Consider the following 15,684-nt stretch of genomic DNA (forward strand, 5'->3'; position numbering starts at 1 on the left):
TCATACTTGGAGGGGATCGTTTTTGTTAAGTGGAGGGTTACTGCTTAGTTACATCTTTTTAGGCTTATCATTAGCTGCACCGATTGGGCCAGTAAATTCTGCGCAGATTGATAAAGGAATCAAAAATGGATTTTTTCATGCCTGGATTGTGGGAGCAGGAGCTGTAACAGCGGATGGAATTTTTATGGCAATTGTATATTTAGGCTTTACCCAATTTATTAATATCCCAATTATTCAGGTTTTCCTATGGCTATTTGGTGCTTTTGTATTAATTTATACAGGAATCGAAAGCATCACAAGTGGAAAAAAACTGGCCATTTCACAGACACGAAATAAAGATTCCTTAATTTCCTGCTTTCTAACGGGTTTTCTTATGTCCATTACTAATCCTTTATCCATTATGTTTTGGATTGGCATATACGGATCGGTCCTTGCAAAAATAGCTATAAATTACGGACCATATGAAACGTTTATTTGTACAAGCATGATATTTCTAGGGTTAACTCTTTGGGATGTTTTTATGGCATCTCTTTCTAGCGGATCACGTAAATTTTTAAATACAAACTTTCTTAAGATTATCTCCTATTTATCTGGAATCTCCATGATTGGATTCGGGATATATTTTGGAAGTCAAGGGATTAAAGCATTGTTTTTCTAAATAAATGACTTACATATTCATACCTCCTTTTGTAAACAGTAATAATCATGAGGAGGGTTTGGATTGGGAGAAAAAAATACTAAAGATAAAAGTAAAGAATCAAAACAAGGTCATTTAAAATGGTGGCAGCTTTCCCTTATCGGTGTTGGATGTACGATTGGTACTGGGTATTTTCTTGGATCTAGCATTGGCATTAAAACAACTGGACCCTCGATTGTATTTGCTTTTATCCTAGCAGCAATCGGCACATACATAGTTTTTAATATGCTGGCTAGAATGACAGCCGAGGACCCTCAGGAAGGCTCCTTTTGCTATTATGCAAAAAAGGGATATGGGAAATGGGCCGGGTTTTCATGCGGATGGAATTATTGGTGTTCTAATATTCTTATCATGGGGAGCCAGTTAACCGGCTTGTCCATCTTATCACGCTTTTGGTTCCATCAGGTGCCGCTTTGGGTTTTCTCTGCAGGTTACGCGATTCTCGCCATTATCGTTGTTTTATTAGGCACGAAGGGGTTCGATAAAATTGAAAATATCCTAGCTATACTGAAAACAGCTGCCATACTCATGTTTATCATATTAGCTGCTACAGCCCTTTTAGGCTGGATAAACGGACATTCTGATAATCCTAGTTTCCCCCATACATGGGATGCCCTATTTCCTAAGGGCTGGAAAGGTTTTGGCGCTGCAATTATCTATGCCTTTTACGCTTTTGGCGGAATAGAAGTAATCGGTATGATGGCGATGCAGCTGAAGAAGAAAGAGGACGCCCCAAAAGCAGGTACAAATATGTTAATTGCTCTAGGTATTATCTATGTTCTTTCTCTAGGACTAGTTGTCTGCATGGAATCCTACCATGTCTTTAGCGAAAAAGAAAGTCCATTTGTAAAAGCGATGGATGATTATCACCTTCCCTTTTTTCCACATGTCTTCAATGGAGCTATCATCATTGCTGGTTTTTCAACGATGACAGCATCTTTATTTGGGGTTACGCAATTGCTTGTTACGTTGGCAGAAGACGGGGATGCTCCAAAATTTTTTGCTAAGAAGCTAAAGAAGTGGAAGGATTTGCCTCTCCCTTCCTTAGGGCTTGCAACAGCTGGCTTGCTTGTTTCCATCATTACTGCTTTATTATTGCCGGGAAAAATATATGAGTATATAACAACAGCAGCCGGCATTTTACTTCTATTTAATTGGTTTTTCATCATCATTTCTGCCCTTCGTCTTTTGCAATTAAAGATGTGGGAAAAAGTGATGTCCATCTTTGGCAATATTCTTATTTTAGCTGCTATATGCGGGACCACTTTGGACAAAGAAATTCGGCCGGGTTTGTACGTTAGTATAGGAGTAGTAGCGGTAATTGTTGTTATTTCCATCATTATAAATAGAAAAGCAAAAACTCAAGTAATTTCTTAGTACACGGATTTTATGGCTTAGTCATACTCAGGATGGCTATTCACAAAAAAACGCAAGAATTTTGATTTTGATCAAATAACGGAATCCACAGTTCTCCTATATATAAAAATACCCTATTTTATCACAGATAACGGAACTAGAATCCGCCAGAATAACACAAAGGACCAAATCGTAATTACTTACGGTTTGGTCCTTTATAATCTACGCTCTTTCTAAATTACCTTGTTTTTGATCTTCTATTGCCATTGCCCGTACTTCGTAATGTTTTTTCTTCCCTGTTGCTGTATATGGCAATTCATCAATAAATCGATAAAAACGCGGTCTCTTATAGTCTGCGAGCATTGGATGTTCTGCACAGTACTTATTCAATTCATCTGCTGTTAAAGATGGATCCGCCTTTATAACATACGCCACAACGGATTCCCCACGCAACTCATCAGGAACTCCAACGACTACAGCCTCTTGAACCTTTGGATTTTCACTTAAAATTTCTTCCACCTGTACCGGGTGAATATTTTCACCTGATGCAACGATCATATCATTTTTACGACCAACAATCGTGACAAATTCATTTTCATCCCAAGTTGCCATATCTCCAGTATAGAGCCAGCCTTTGTAGAAAACTTTTTCGCTTTCTTTTTCATTATTGACGTATGCATAAGCTGTTTTTCCTGGCGCTCTTATAATCACTTCGCCAACTTCTGCATTGTCCTTAGCAACATGATCGTCAGCCTCACCCTTGCGATCTGGATACGTTTTGACAACCGCTACATCATCATCTGTACAAGCTCGTCCAGCAGAACCTGACATTTCAGGAAGATCATATGGGCGAAGGAAGGTATTCCAGAAGGTTTCCGTCGTACCATATCCATTAAATATATTTGGCGTTAATGTTTCCTGATATTTTATACAATCTTCTTTGCCGAGCGGAGCCCCCATCGTTACAATTCCCTTTAATTTCGATAAATCAACAGGATGCTTCTTTTGCTGATTATAAAGCATTTTTAACATTGGAGGAGCACCAATAAGGAAGGTTAAATTATACTCTTCTGCATATTTTAAGCATGTCTTCGGATGGAAATAACGAAGAATAACAACCTCGCCTCCAACATATAGAGTTGGGTTTGGACCGCCGGAATGTATGCCTCCGCGATGAAACCAAGGACTCATATTCATCGTTTTATCTGTAGGATTAAGAGGAAAGTGCATTGCCACATCATGCGCAGAGAGAATATCATTGATGTTATTCAAAGGAACACCTTTTGGCATACCTGTTGTTCCGGATGTATATAGACGCGTATTTTCATCATAAATATGACGAGTAACCCTTTCCGGTTCATCCTCAGAATGATCCATTACATATTCAGAATAAGTAATATGACCGTCTGGTGCTGTCTTTTCTCCTGTCACATCTACCATCACTACCCGTACAGGTTTATGCTTTGCCATTTCTAAAGCTTTGATTGCGGTATCTTTAATTTCTTCATCATAAATAAAGACAGCAGGTTTACTGTCATCAAGAATATAAGCTGTTTCTCCAGGTGAAAGTCGGAAATTAATTGGGCTATTAATCGCACCTATTTTCTGTGGTGCTAAATAAGTAAAGACAAACTCCGCTGAATTCAATAGCTGATACATGACTACTTCATTCTTGCCAACCCCATCTTTCCGAAGTGCGTTAGCTAATTTATTTACTTCACGATTTAATTCCTCATATGTCCATGTCCGATTGCGCAGTGTGCAAGTTAATGCAGGACGGTTGGCAAACCGATGGACATTGCGCATGAAACCATTAATATAGGTAAATTCATGCTCAAATGTGTCCTGAAACATACGAACATCATATGTAAATTGATTCACATCATTCATCCTTTCTATCATTAAAAAAATTGACAATCATTCATGTCAATTATCGCCAAATTTCAACTTATAAAATCCAATGTATGAAGAAATTTACTGATTAAATTCTGGCCATATATTCGTTAATTTTTCCCAAAGCTCAGGAAATCGCTTTTTTAGATTAAAAGGATTCCCATCATTGTCCACATAAGTATGAGTAGTGAACCCTTCACAAGCAACTTGTCCATCCTCTTTGATAATTTGATAACTAAATGCCATTCTTGATCTAGTGAACTCTGTCAAACTGGTCCGAACAATAACCTTGTCCTCTGGGCGTAGCATTTTCTTATATTCGCAGTCTGCCTTCAAACAGACAATGGCAATGCCCAGTTGATGAAAAGTTTTCATATACGGAACATCGCTTTTCTCCCAAAAATACATACGACCATTTGTAAACCAGTCAAACGTTCTAGCATAATAAGAAATTCCTGCTGCATCACAATCTCCCCATGTGATATTCATTTCCATTTCTTTGCTTGGATAAGTAGTTGTCATGTTCAGCTCCTCCTTTCATTCATAGTATTAGAAAGATAGCTAATATAAATATAATATCCGTGTCAAGATTATTTTAGCACCAAACTTATAAATGTTACATTTTTTTGTCTTATAGCGAATTTTTATTATTTTAATATAATTAAATCTCCTTACTAAATGAAAAAAAGCAGGAGCTAAGAGAGTCCTGCTTTAAAGTAAATATTATTTGAAATTAGCCTTTTAAGATGCTTCGCCTGAATCCCATTTTTTCTTTTCCTCTACTGTAATGATTCCAAGCTCATAATGATCCCCTTCAAATATAGCACCTTGTGCAAAACGTACTTGGTCGTTTGTATCCAATACTTCAAGCTTGCAATAAGCACGATTTTTTTGAAGTGCTTGATAAAATTCATCTGTATTTTTAACTACATGCCCATTGCATTTATGAATGACTTCCCCTGTTTTTAAGGACAGTTTTTCAGCCGGTGAACCTGGAATCACTGCCAAAATAATGAGGCCATAATCTCTTGGGGTAAAATAGTATGGATTTGCTCCTTCGCGGACACGATGTTGGTAAGAAATCCATGCTCTTGCTACGATTGCAACTATAATTGAAACGATAGATAGAACGGATATCCATAAGCCTCCTGCCGCAATGGCAGCTGTTATTATTCCAGCTACAATAATTTGTTTGCCAAGCTGTTTCACTGCCACTTCTGGCAAACCGCTCTGAATTTGCTGCTGGAAACCAATTATGAACGGTACCAGAATAAGAGAATACGAGTGTGTACCCCAGTCGAAGGTGGGCCACCAGCTAAATGGTGCAGTTAATGGCCCAGTGGGCAAAAAGCAAAACATTGGGATTAGCCACATTCTCTTGGCGTGAAAAGCACCTATCGTTAAACCACGGCGACTTCTTCGATATTTTGGAGAACTCTCCTTTCCTCCATTCCGAACCATGAGAATTCCTTCTGCGATTAAAAGGAGGCCGACCAAAATAGCCAATCCTACTAAACTAGCATCCGTCGTTTTTTCAATATATTGCCCAATCCATGGAATTTGAAAATGAAATTGCTTGGACAAATATATCACTACAAATACTAGCCCCATTGTAAAAGCTGAAGATAGTAGGCGGAAACCGCCAATCAAGATAAAGATAGTTGTCGAGAAAAATAGGGTTACTAATATACCAAAACTAATTGTGAAGCCATTTGCCACAGAAATGATAGACAAAATAAGCCCTGCTACCCATCCAGCAGAAAGTAAATATCGCAGCTCTTGTAATGGAGGGTATACACTAATATGGAAATCTGAACGCTCTCTTTTCACACGCAAAAACCCCATAAAAACGGCAGCAACGATTGCAAAATATAAACTCGGATGAATAAAAAACTTTCCGATGCTTTTAAGTAACTCAATCCCCCATTCCTGTGCCAATGTTAATCACCATCCTTTTTCATTAGTCTAATATTTTTATTTTAGCAGATGGAAGGATTAAAACCTATTACCTTTTATAAAATAAAAGAAACAAGCTAAGCTTGTTTCCTAGTTTTGATTACTAATATATTTTAACGCTACTTGCAATTGAAGATCGTTTTTCTCCTCTTTTCTTGCCTGTTCTAATGCCGTATCGAGTTGTTCGGCTGTTTTGGTATCAATTTCACCCGTTATAGGAAGCTTTTCTTGATTTTGAAATGCTTTTACCGCCTGTTCTGTTTGATTATCAAAATAGCCATCTTCACGTCCTGGCCCATAGCCTAAACCAGAAAGGATTTGCTGGGCAAGTTTAACTTGCTCATTATTAGCATCTATCTTTAAAGAATCATCTACCTTTAATGGATTTACATAAAAATACTCTGGTTGTTTGACCTCAATGTTAGGTTTGATACCTTTTTGATGAATCCAATTTCCATCTGGTGTAAGCCATTTATACATAGTCAATTTAATGGAACTTCCATCCCCTAATGGCATGGCTGTTTGGACCGTTCCCTTCCCAAATGTTTTTTCACCTATTAATGTATATCCGTCCGCTTCCTGTAAGGAGCTTGCTAGTATCTCCGCTGCGGACGCACTTCCTTCATCAACCAGTACAGCAATTGGATATGACTTCTTCTGCTTCAGCTTTGAATAATAAGGAAGCTTATCGCCATTGCGTTGTTCAATTTGAAAATAAGGTTTATCATTTGGAACGAGACCTTTCAACATATCTTCCACGCTAGATAAATAGCCGCCCGGATTTCCTCTTACATCAATGATAAGTCCACTTATATTCTGTGATTCTAGTTTTTGAAGTTTTTGATTAAAATCGACAGCGGTATCCTTGGAAAATTGAGTAATTTCCAAATATCCGATTGATTTCTCACCTTGTTTTTTGATTGCCGAAAATACGGTTTCAAGTGGGATGCTTTCCCGTTTCACTACAAATGTTAAGGGATTGCTTGCGCCTTCTCTTTGAATCTCCAATGTGACCGACGTTCCTTTTTTACCGCGGATTTTCGTCGTTGCTTCTGTAAGATCCAAGCCATGAGTGCTCACACCATCAATTTTTACAATGACATCTTTAGGACGAAGTCCCGCCTTTTCAGCTGGTGAATCTTTATAAGGGGCCACAATAACAATCTTTCCATCCTTTTGTGCTACTTCTGCCCCAATTCCCTCAAAGGAGGAGTCCAAAGAATTGTTAAACTGTGTTGCTGTTTTTGCATCCATATAAACAGAAAAAGGATCATTTAAGGTACCTACCATGCCTTGAATTGCCCCTTCAACTAGTTGCTTCTCATCCACTTTTTTCACATAGGATTTCATAATAAGATCATACGCTTGAGCAATCTTAGATAAATCAGGGAGAACCTGCTGCCCTTTTAAAGGAATTTGTGCTGTATTCTCTTCGATTTTTTGCTGGAGGTCATGATAATACCATTTCATCCCTGTATATGTGCCGCCTGCACCAGTAAGTAATGACCCTGAAATAACAACTGCTAACCATCTACGTTTCATCGAAGTCCCCCTCATCACGGATAAATATAGCTTTTTCGAGTGAGATTTAGCGGGAGAAGTGCTTGACTAAATTTCACAAACCTATTCTTCAATATATGATTGGGTGGGACAGGTTATGATAACGAAGTTTTGAGTTTTGGTAAATGGGAGCGGGCTATTTTGAGGTGATTCGGATTGTCATTATTATTTTCGTTTTTTTATAGTCTAGGGAAGAATAGGCTTATTATCTATACAAAGTGTATTTTGAATTTTCTTTTTCTACTTTTTTCGTTTTCCCTCATTTAAATGGACACTGGCTTTCTCTTTTTGCCTTGTTTTGTCCTTTGGAACCTTTCTAATGGACACTTGCCTTGTCCTTTTGAAACCTTATAAAGGACATTGCCCTTCTCTTTTTGCTCCACCTTGTCCTTTGGAACCTTTCTAATGGACACTTGCCTTGTCCTTTTGAAACCTTATAAAGGACATTTCCCTTCTCTTTTTGCTCCACCTTGTCCTTTTGTTCCTTTCTAATGGACACACGCCTTCTCTTTTTGCTCTGACTTGTCCTTTTGAATCCTTATAAAGGACATTGCCCTTCTCTATTTGCTCTGACTTGCCCTTTTGTTCCCTTCTAAAGACCATTTGCCTTCTCTTTTTGCTCTACCTTGTCCTTTTGAAACCTTATAAAGGACATTTCCCTTCTCTTTTCGCTTTAACTTGTCCTTTTGAACCTTTCTAATGGACACCTGCCTTCTCTTTTCGCTCTGACTTGTCCTTTTGAAACCTTGTAATGGACATTTCCCTTCTCTTTTTGCTCTGACTTGTCCTTTTGAAACCTTATAATGGACATTTCCCTTCTTTTTTCGCTTTAACTTGTCTTTTTGAAACCTTTCTAAAGGACACCCGCCTTCTCTTTTCGCTCTGACTTGTCCTTTTGTTCCCTTCTAAAGACCATTTGCCTTCTCTTTTTGCTCTGACTTGTCCTTTTGAAACCTTATAATGGACATTTCCCTTCTCTTTTTGCTCTGACTTGTCCTTTTGAACCCTTCTAAAGGACATTTGCCTTCTCTTTCGCTTTAACTTGTCCTTTTGAACCTTTCTAATGGACATTTCCCTTCTCTTTTTGCTCCACCTTGTCCTTTTGTTCCTTTCTAAAGGAACACCTGCCTTCTCTTTTTGCTCTAACTTGTCCTTTTGTTCCTTTCTAAAGGACACCCACCCTTCTCTTTTCGCTTTAACTTGTCCTTTTGAACCTTTCTAAAGGACACCCGCCTTCTCTCTTCGCTTTAACTTGTCCTTTTGAAACCTTTCTAAAGGACACCCGCCCGCCTTCTCTTTTCGCTCTAACTTGTTCTTTTAACCTAAACTCTACAAATTCGATTTCGCCATAAAAATAGAAAAAGAACGTGTGTAATTCCACACGCCCTCCAATAGAAGCATATCTCTAGATACTTAGCTGCAACTGACGATTTTTTACAGTATAGATATCCGCTAGATCCTCCACCATTGCGCTCGCGGTTGGCAGTTTACCGGCGCCTGGTCCAATCAAGGTAAATCTTCCTAATAAACTAGCTTCCACCGTAATCGCATTGTCGACTCCATCAACAGAATAAAGTGGATGGCTTTCTTCTATTAATATCGGCTTAACGGAGGCTTTGAGGTCGCCGTTTTCCTGATAAATATCTGCTATATGCTTATACTTCAAGTTCCGTTGGGAGGCCTGTTTTACTTGCTCCGATGTAATTGCGGTAATCCCCTGTAATTCAACTTCCGACCAAATTGGCTGTTTCCCAAAAGCTAGCTCACTTAAAATCATCGTTTTGCAGAATGCATCCTTGCCGCTTATATCACTTGTCGGATTCTCCTCTGCATAGCCATTTCGTTGTGCTAATTTTAACGCCTCGTCAAAAGATATTTCATTATTACGCATTTCAGTTAAAATAAAATTTGAAGTACCATTCAAAATACCTTGAATTCTTTCAATTTTATTCACCTGAAGTATTTGCTTTAGTGTTCTAATAATTGGCACTCCGCCGGCAGTCGTTGCTTCATACCTGACACTTACATCGTATTCCTTTCCTTTCTGAAGAAGTTCTTTCCCGTAGCGGGCAAACATTACTTTATTAGCCGTAATCACTTGGATTCCTTTTTCGATTGCCCGTCTTAAATACGTATACCCCGGTTCTTCCCCAACAATAGCTTCAAAGATAACTTGCAATCCGGGAATCTTTAAAATATCCTTAAATTCTGTTGTAATGAATATATTAGAATCGATATCCCGTCTTTTATGTGGATCCTTAATCAAGACTCCTACAATTTCCACTTCTTCTCCTAAAAGACCTTTTAGCCGCTGACGATGGGTTTTTAACGCTGTATACACACCTTGACCAACAGTACCATATCCTAAGAGGGCTGCCTTAATTTTTGCCATTACATCACCTTTCCTTTTTGGAATAACTAGCACATTGGATAGGTGCTCCCACTCTATCATTTTTTTGTACTACTTACACCGATTAAGTTTTTTTCTAAAGCATGCTGGATCAAGTATCCCCATTTCTCGAATTCTACTAAAAAGCCATCATGGCCAAAATCAGTTGGGACCTTATAAAAATCGCCTTTTTCCACTGCTTCGATAAATGCCTCGATATCTTCACATGGATAGATTAGATCATGTTCAAAACCGATCCCCGTTACATGAGCCTTAATGGTTGATGCAGCTTTTGTTATACCGCCTCTTCCTCGCCCAATATCATGAGAATTCATGGCTTTTAATAAAACAAGATAGCTATTCACATCAAACCGTTTAGCTAGTTTTTCACCTTGATAGTGTAAATAAGATTCCACACTATAGAAATTGTCCGATTGACTCTTCCTGTTAAAACGTTGAGAAAATAACTTTGGACTACGGTACGTTACCATTCCGACCATTCTGGCAACCTCAAAGCCTTTTACCTCATGGGAAAATTGGTAATAACCGTTTTTAAAATTTGGGTCGCCTTCAATAGCAGCAATACCAATTCGGTTAAAAGCAATTCCGTAATCACTTAAGAAAGGTGTGGATGCAAGTACGAAAAGCTGCTCCACGTCATCTGGATACATTACTCCCCACTCCAGTACTTGCATACCTCCTAAAGATCCGCCAATCACCGCTTTTAATTTTTGGATGCCTAGCTGATTGAGTGCAAGCCGTTCAGCATGAACCATATCCCGGATTGTAATAGAAGGAAATTCTGAACGATACGGTTCTTGTGAATCAGGTTGAATGGATAAAGGTCCTGTCGATCCATCACAACCTCCCAGCACATTAAAGGTAATGACTTGCCATTGATTAATATCAATGTACTTACGGTAACCAATAAGCCCACTCCACCAGCCAGGCTCTCTTTCCGTTCCGATTGTAAACTGGTTTCCTGTCAAGGCATGGCACACGAGGATGACCGGTGCATCCTCAGGACCACATCTTTCATAGGCAAGTTCAATATTTAAGAACTCACCATTTTCCAGTTTCATGCTGCCGATTCTAACGGTTTGAATGTTTGTCATGATACCGAAACAGCTGTTGCTTTTAAAATAGCTTGTTCTAAGTCTGCAATAATATCTTCTGCTGCCTCTAATCCAACAGATAAACGAATAAGTTCTTCTGTAACTCCGGTTTGTTTTAGATCTTCCGCACTTAATTGTTGGTGAGTAGTTGAAGCTGGATGAATAATTAATGATTTCGCATCTCCAACATTGGCAACATGGGACCAAAGTTGAATATTGTCGATTACTTTTCGTCCCGCTTCTCTTCCGCCTTTTATTCCAAAATTCACGATGGAGCCAAATCCATCCCTAAAATACTTTTTGGCTAATTCATGGGAAGGATGACTTTCCAATCCTGTATAACTCACCCATTCTACAGCCGGGTGGCTTTGTAAAAATTGGGCAACCTTCAATGCATTTTCATTATGTTTTGGAACCCGCAAATGTAAGGTCTCAAGCCCTTGTAAAAATAAGAAAGCACTATCCGGACTCAATGCCGGCCCAAAATCCCGAAGCAGTTGAACACGAAGCTTGGTAGCAAAAGCCGCTTGAGGAACGTCTACCCCATAGCGCAAACCATGGTAGCTTGGGTCTGGTTCTTTAAAGCCAGGGAATTTGTCGCTGTTCCAATCAAAATTTCCGCCATCGACTACTACTCCGCCAATAGCTGTTCCATGTCCGCCAATCCATTTTGTTGCAGAGTGTACAACAACATCTGCTCCCCACTCTATTGGATTGGTTAAGTATGGGGTGCCAAAAGTATTATCCACAATTAATGGAATGCCATTATCATGTGCAACTTTTGCTACAGCTTCCACATCTAATACATGTAAGCTCGGATTTCCGATTATCTCCGCGTATAATGCCTTGGTTTTTGAAGTGATTGCTTTTTGGAAGTTCTCTGGGTCATCTGCATCGACAAATTTCACATTTATGCCATACTTTGGAAGGGTTACTGCAAATAGATTATAAGTTCCTCCATATAGGTTTCCTGCTGCAACAATTTCATCTCCTGCCCCAGCAAGGTTTAAAATGGAGAAGGCGATTGCCGCGGCTCCAGATGATAGAGCTACTGCAGCAGTTCCACCTTCTAAAAGTGCAACTCGCTTTTCAAATACATCAACAGTTGGATTCCCAATTCGTGTATAAATATAGCCTTCTTGTTCTAAAGCAAACAATCCTTGTGCATAATCCGTATCTTTGAAAACATATGAGGTAGTTTTATAAAGTGGTACTGCACGTGAACCGGTTACTGGATCTGCTTGTTGTCCCCCATGTAGCAATAATGTTTCTGGGCGTAATTGTTTTTGTTCTGTCATTTTTCCATTCCTCCATTTTGGGATTAATTTGTCTTCGAGAAATTTTTAAGACAGGGGTGAGGGTTCCAAAGAGGAATTAAAAAACCCTCTTATAAGAAGAGGGCTTGTTATGCAGGTTCCTCCCCTTATCTTTCAGACCTCAAGGATCTGTAGGAATTAGCACCTTATCAAACATAAGAGTTTGATGGTTGCCGGGCATCATAGGGCCTATTCCCTCCGCCACTCTCGATAAGAGTATTCATTTAATTTTCATAAAATTTAAAATTACTTTTAATGTGCATTATAGTAGAGTGGTAAATCATAAGTCAATAGTTTTTTTGAAAATTTTTGTATGTTTTGAATACAATCATTTTAGGGATGATTGTATGGCATCCTCGAATTGTTTAATAATATCGTTTGCACTCTCAATTCCTAATGAGATGCGAACCACCTGTTTATTAATGCCTATTTTCTCTTGGAGTTCCTGTGGTAAAGCCCTGTGCGATGTGCCAAGTGGATACGAAACAGTAGTTTCAACACCCGCTAATGTTGGAACAATTTTTACCCAGCCAAGAGAGGCAAAGAACTGGCTGATATTGCATTTATCACTCAATTCTATTGTTACAATTGCACCGTTTCCTTTTTCCGAAACATATTTCGGATAGTAAACTCTTTTTACCGATACATTTGCCATTAATGCCTGTGCCAATTCCTTGGCATTGGATGCCTGGCGTTCCATTCGCAATGCCAATGTTTTGATGCCTCGGCATGTGAGCCACGCCTCAAATGGACTTAAATTTGCGCCAAGGTTCACTACTTTTTCACGTGCTCTCTCCACAAGGTTAGCATGTCCCACTAAAACCCCTGCAGTAACATCACTATGGCCACCTAAATATTTTGTCGCACTGTGAACAACAAGATCTACCCCTTCCAGAAACGGCTGTTTCAAATAGGGGCTTGCAAAGGTATTATCCACCATTGTGATAATGGACTCTTCTCTTGCAATCTCGACGAGTTTTCCGATATCCTCCACACGCAAAAATGGGTTAGTTACGGTTTCAGTATAAAGAAGAGTCGTATTTTTTTGAATGGAGTTTTTGATTTGATCACTGTTCTCAAATGATATAAAGGTCGTTTCAATTCCAAATTGTTTTAGCTCTTCTTTTAATAGATGATAGGTTCCGCCATAAAGGTCCTCCGCTGCAACGACATGGTCTCCCGCTTTTGCAACAGAAAGAATCCCAGCTAAAATAGCAGACAACCCTGAAGAGGTAGCTACGCCAGTGGGTGCACCTTCCAATGCTGCAACTGCCTGTCCCAGTTCATCTGTGTTCGGATTGCCCGTTCTACTATATAAATACGGGGATTCCCCTTGATAGAACCCTTCCAACTCTTCCAAAGAAGAAAAGGTAAAAGCTGTTGTTTGATAGATTGGCGTCGTTTTACTGTGAATAACGTTCGTGTTCTTTAATGAGTTATGTACCACTTTCGTATCGAATGAAACACCCAAATTCCACACCCCGCATATTATATTTAATTAAACAGATTGTACGCTTGGTTTACCTTGATGTCAAAACAATTTTGTGGGATTTAGGGACAGGTTCCTCGTCCCACCTACTCTGTCGGATGTGGGATTTAGGGACAGGTTCCTCGTCCCGATGTGGAATTCATGGCGGATTACAAAGGTTACTTCCGGTTCCCATGACCAAAGGGGAGAATGAAAAAAGGGACAGGTCCATTATCCCAAAAAGTGGGACGAGGGACCTGTCCCCCAAGCCACTATAAAATAGGAGATAGTAAGCGAGAGACGGATTCTTTAAAACGTATATACATCGGGCGATTTCGGTAATCCTCGATGGTTAATTCTCGTGATTTTTGCATATCATCTTTATAAATGTTTTCGAGTTTTTTTGCGAGATACTGGCTATATAAAAAGGCATTTACCTCGAAATTCAAGCGGAAACTGCGGTTATCAATATTTGCGGTTCCGACCGTTGCAATTTTACCGTCCACCACAAGCATTTTCGCATGAATAAAGCCATTTTCGTAAATATAGACCTTCGCGTTTGTTTTTAAAAGTTCGCCAACATTCGAATAGGTTGCCCAGTAAACGAACATATGATCCGGCTTATTTGGAATCATCAAGCGTACATCGACTCCAGACAAGGCCGCAATTTTCAAGGCATTAAGCAAACTATCATCCGGTATAAAATAGGGCGTCTGCATATAAATATATTTTTTGGCAGAATTGATCATTTTAATATAACCGTTTTTAATCTGCTCCCATTCCGAATCTGGACCGCTCGATACGATTTGTACATCTGTATCCCCTGTTGATACAATATCGGGAAAATATCGTGTTTCATAGCGGATTTCTTTTGAGGCTGCCTGATTCCAATCAAGAATAAATCTAGTTTGCATGGCATACACTGCTTTACCGACAATTTTTAAATGAGTATCTCTCCAATAGCCAAATTTCTCATTTAACCCTAAATACTCATCTCCAATATTAAAACCACCGATATAACCTATCTCTCCATCAATGATAGCAAGTTTTCGGTGATTTCGAAAATTGACGCGTAAATTGACATGGGGAATTTTGGCTGCAAAAAAGGATGCTACCTCTCCCCCAGCTTCTATAAATTCCCTAAAAAATTTCCTTGGCAATTTGCGGGACCCCATGTCATCATAAACAACGCGGACCTTTACTCCTTCTTTTGCCTTTAAAGTTAATAATTCAATAAGCTGTTTTCCTAAATTATCATTGCGAATAATATAATAAAGAAGGTGGATATGGTCCTTTGCTTTCTCAATATCCTTAAATAAAGAATGGAATTTATCCTTACCGTCGATGAAGATTTCCACATCATTATCATGGGACATAATTGCTCCATCATTCACTAGAAGCATGTAAACTAAGTCCTTATATTGGACCGTCCTTTCATCATGAAACGGAAATGAATTGTGGCGCAATAAATCAATTTGATTCTTAGTAATCTCTTTTATCCCAATTTTCTCTTGATCTTTCCAATAAAAGATTCTTCTTCTGCTTAGGTTTTGTCCCAATATTAAGTATATTATAAAGCCTACAATCGGTAAAAATAACAGGACAAGCATCCATGCCCAGGTTGCTCCTACATGACGCCTTTCTAGAAAGATAACAACCCCTGCTAACACAAAATTTAATAAGAAAAAAAAGGCAAATAAGACCGTTGTAATTGTCATTCTGTTCTCCTTTAATCCAGTCCCGCTTAACTATCTGGCTCAAACAGTATCATAACATAAATGCCTCTAAAACTTCCATCTGAAAAGGCCATGCCATAAACAGCAATAATTCTTTAGGTCCTTAACATGTTTAAGCATAATAGTATATGTCCAACTATCTTATTTTATAGCCTTTAAACATAAATTGTTCTAAATAGGAAAATAAATACGAAGAGT

Annotated in this window: 13 protein-coding genes and 1 riboswitch; of the genes, 2 read left to right on the plus strand and 11 right to left on the minus strand. The window is 38.8% G+C overall.

What is annotated here, in order from left to right:
- Positions 1–22: 22 nt before the first annotated feature.
- Positions 23–658: a LysE family transporter gene (locus CWO92_RS03810; RefSeq protein WP_101352874.1), complete on the plus strand. Its 636-nt coding sequence runs from the start codon at positions 23–25 to the stop codon at positions 656–658.
- Positions 659–721: 63 nt separating this feature from the next.
- A complete protein-coding gene (locus CWO92_RS03815; protein WP_101352875.1) occupies positions 722–2,074 on the plus strand; it encodes an amino acid permease in 1,353 nt (450 codons plus the stop codon).
- A gap of 201 nt (positions 2,075–2,275) precedes the next feature.
- On the opposite strand, the gene CWO92_RS03820 is transcribed toward CWO92_RS03815, so the two are convergent.
- The 11 genes from CWO92_RS03820 to cls all read right to left on the minus strand — a co-directional run bounded on the left by CWO92_RS03820 (position 2,276) and on the right by cls (position 15,468).
- Entirely contained in the window at positions 2,276–3,934 is a 1,659-nt protein-coding gene (locus CWO92_RS03820) for a class I adenylate-forming enzyme family protein (RefSeq protein WP_199256901.1), read from the minus strand.
- A gap of 93 nt (positions 3,935–4,027) precedes the next feature.
- On the minus strand, positions 4,028–4,468 hold the full coding sequence (locus CWO92_RS03825) for an acyl-CoA thioesterase (protein ID WP_101352877.1): 441 nt from the start codon (positions 4,466–4,468) through the stop codon (positions 4,028–4,030).
- A gap of 219 nt (positions 4,469–4,687) precedes the next feature.
- On the minus strand, positions 4,688–5,884 hold the full coding sequence (locus tag CWO92_RS03830; RefSeq protein ID WP_101352878.1) for a PDZ domain-containing protein: 1,197 nt from the start codon (positions 5,882–5,884) through the stop codon (positions 4,688–4,690).
- Between the two features lie 108 nt (positions 5,885–5,992).
- Entirely contained in the window at positions 5,993–7,444 is a 1,452-nt protein-coding gene (locus tag CWO92_RS03835) for a S41 family peptidase (protein WP_101352879.1), read from the minus strand.
- Between the two features lie 816 nt (positions 7,445–8,260).
- The gene (locus tag CWO92_RS03845) at positions 8,261–8,638 is read right to left on the minus strand and encodes a hypothetical protein (RefSeq protein WP_101352881.1); all 378 of its coding nucleotides are present in this window, start codon (positions 8,636–8,638) and stop codon (positions 8,261–8,263) included.
- A gap of 19 nt (positions 8,639–8,657) precedes the next feature.
- A complete protein-coding gene (locus tag CWO92_RS03850; protein WP_101352882.1) occupies positions 8,658–8,843 on the minus strand; it encodes a hypothetical protein in 186 nt (61 codons plus the stop codon).
- Positions 8,844–8,867: 24 nt separating this feature from the next.
- Positions 8,868–9,854, minus strand: a complete 987-nt coding sequence (locus CWO92_RS03855; RefSeq protein ID WP_101353112.1) for a homoserine dehydrogenase — start codon at positions 9,852–9,854, stop codon at positions 8,868–8,870.
- Positions 9,855–9,910: 56 nt separating this feature from the next.
- Complete coding sequence (gene metX / locus CWO92_RS03860) at positions 9,911–10,966, minus strand: homoserine O-acetyltransferase MetX (RefSeq protein ID WP_101352883.1); 1,056 nt, start codon at positions 10,964–10,966, stop codon at positions 9,911–9,913.
- Positions 10,963–12,264 (minus strand): O-acetylhomoserine aminocarboxypropyltransferase/cysteine synthase family protein, encoded by a 1,302-nt coding sequence (locus CWO92_RS03865; RefSeq protein ID WP_101352884.1) that lies wholly within the window; start codon positions 12,262–12,264, stop codon positions 10,963–10,965. Before CWO92_RS03865 ends, metX begins: the two co-directional genes overlap by 4 nt.
- Positions 12,265–12,386: 122 nt before the next feature.
- Positions 12,387–12,499, minus strand: a riboswitch (SAM riboswitch).
- Positions 12,500–12,610: 111 nt separating this feature from the next.
- The gene (locus tag CWO92_RS03870) at positions 12,611–13,753 is read right to left on the minus strand and encodes a trans-sulfuration enzyme family protein (protein ID WP_101352885.1); all 1,143 of its coding nucleotides are present in this window, start codon (positions 13,751–13,753) and stop codon (positions 12,611–12,613) included.
- Positions 13,754–14,022: 269 nt separating this feature from the next.
- Positions 14,023–15,468 (minus strand): cardiolipin synthase, encoded by a 1,446-nt coding sequence (gene cls, locus CWO92_RS03875; protein WP_101352886.1) that lies wholly within the window; start codon positions 15,466–15,468, stop codon positions 14,023–14,025.
- Positions 15,469–15,684 lie beyond the last annotated feature (216 nt).

It is taken from the genome of Heyndrickxia camelliae, assembly GCF_002844575.1.
Lineage (GTDB): Bacteria > Bacillota > Bacilli > Bacillales > Bacillaceae_C > Margalitia > Margalitia camelliae.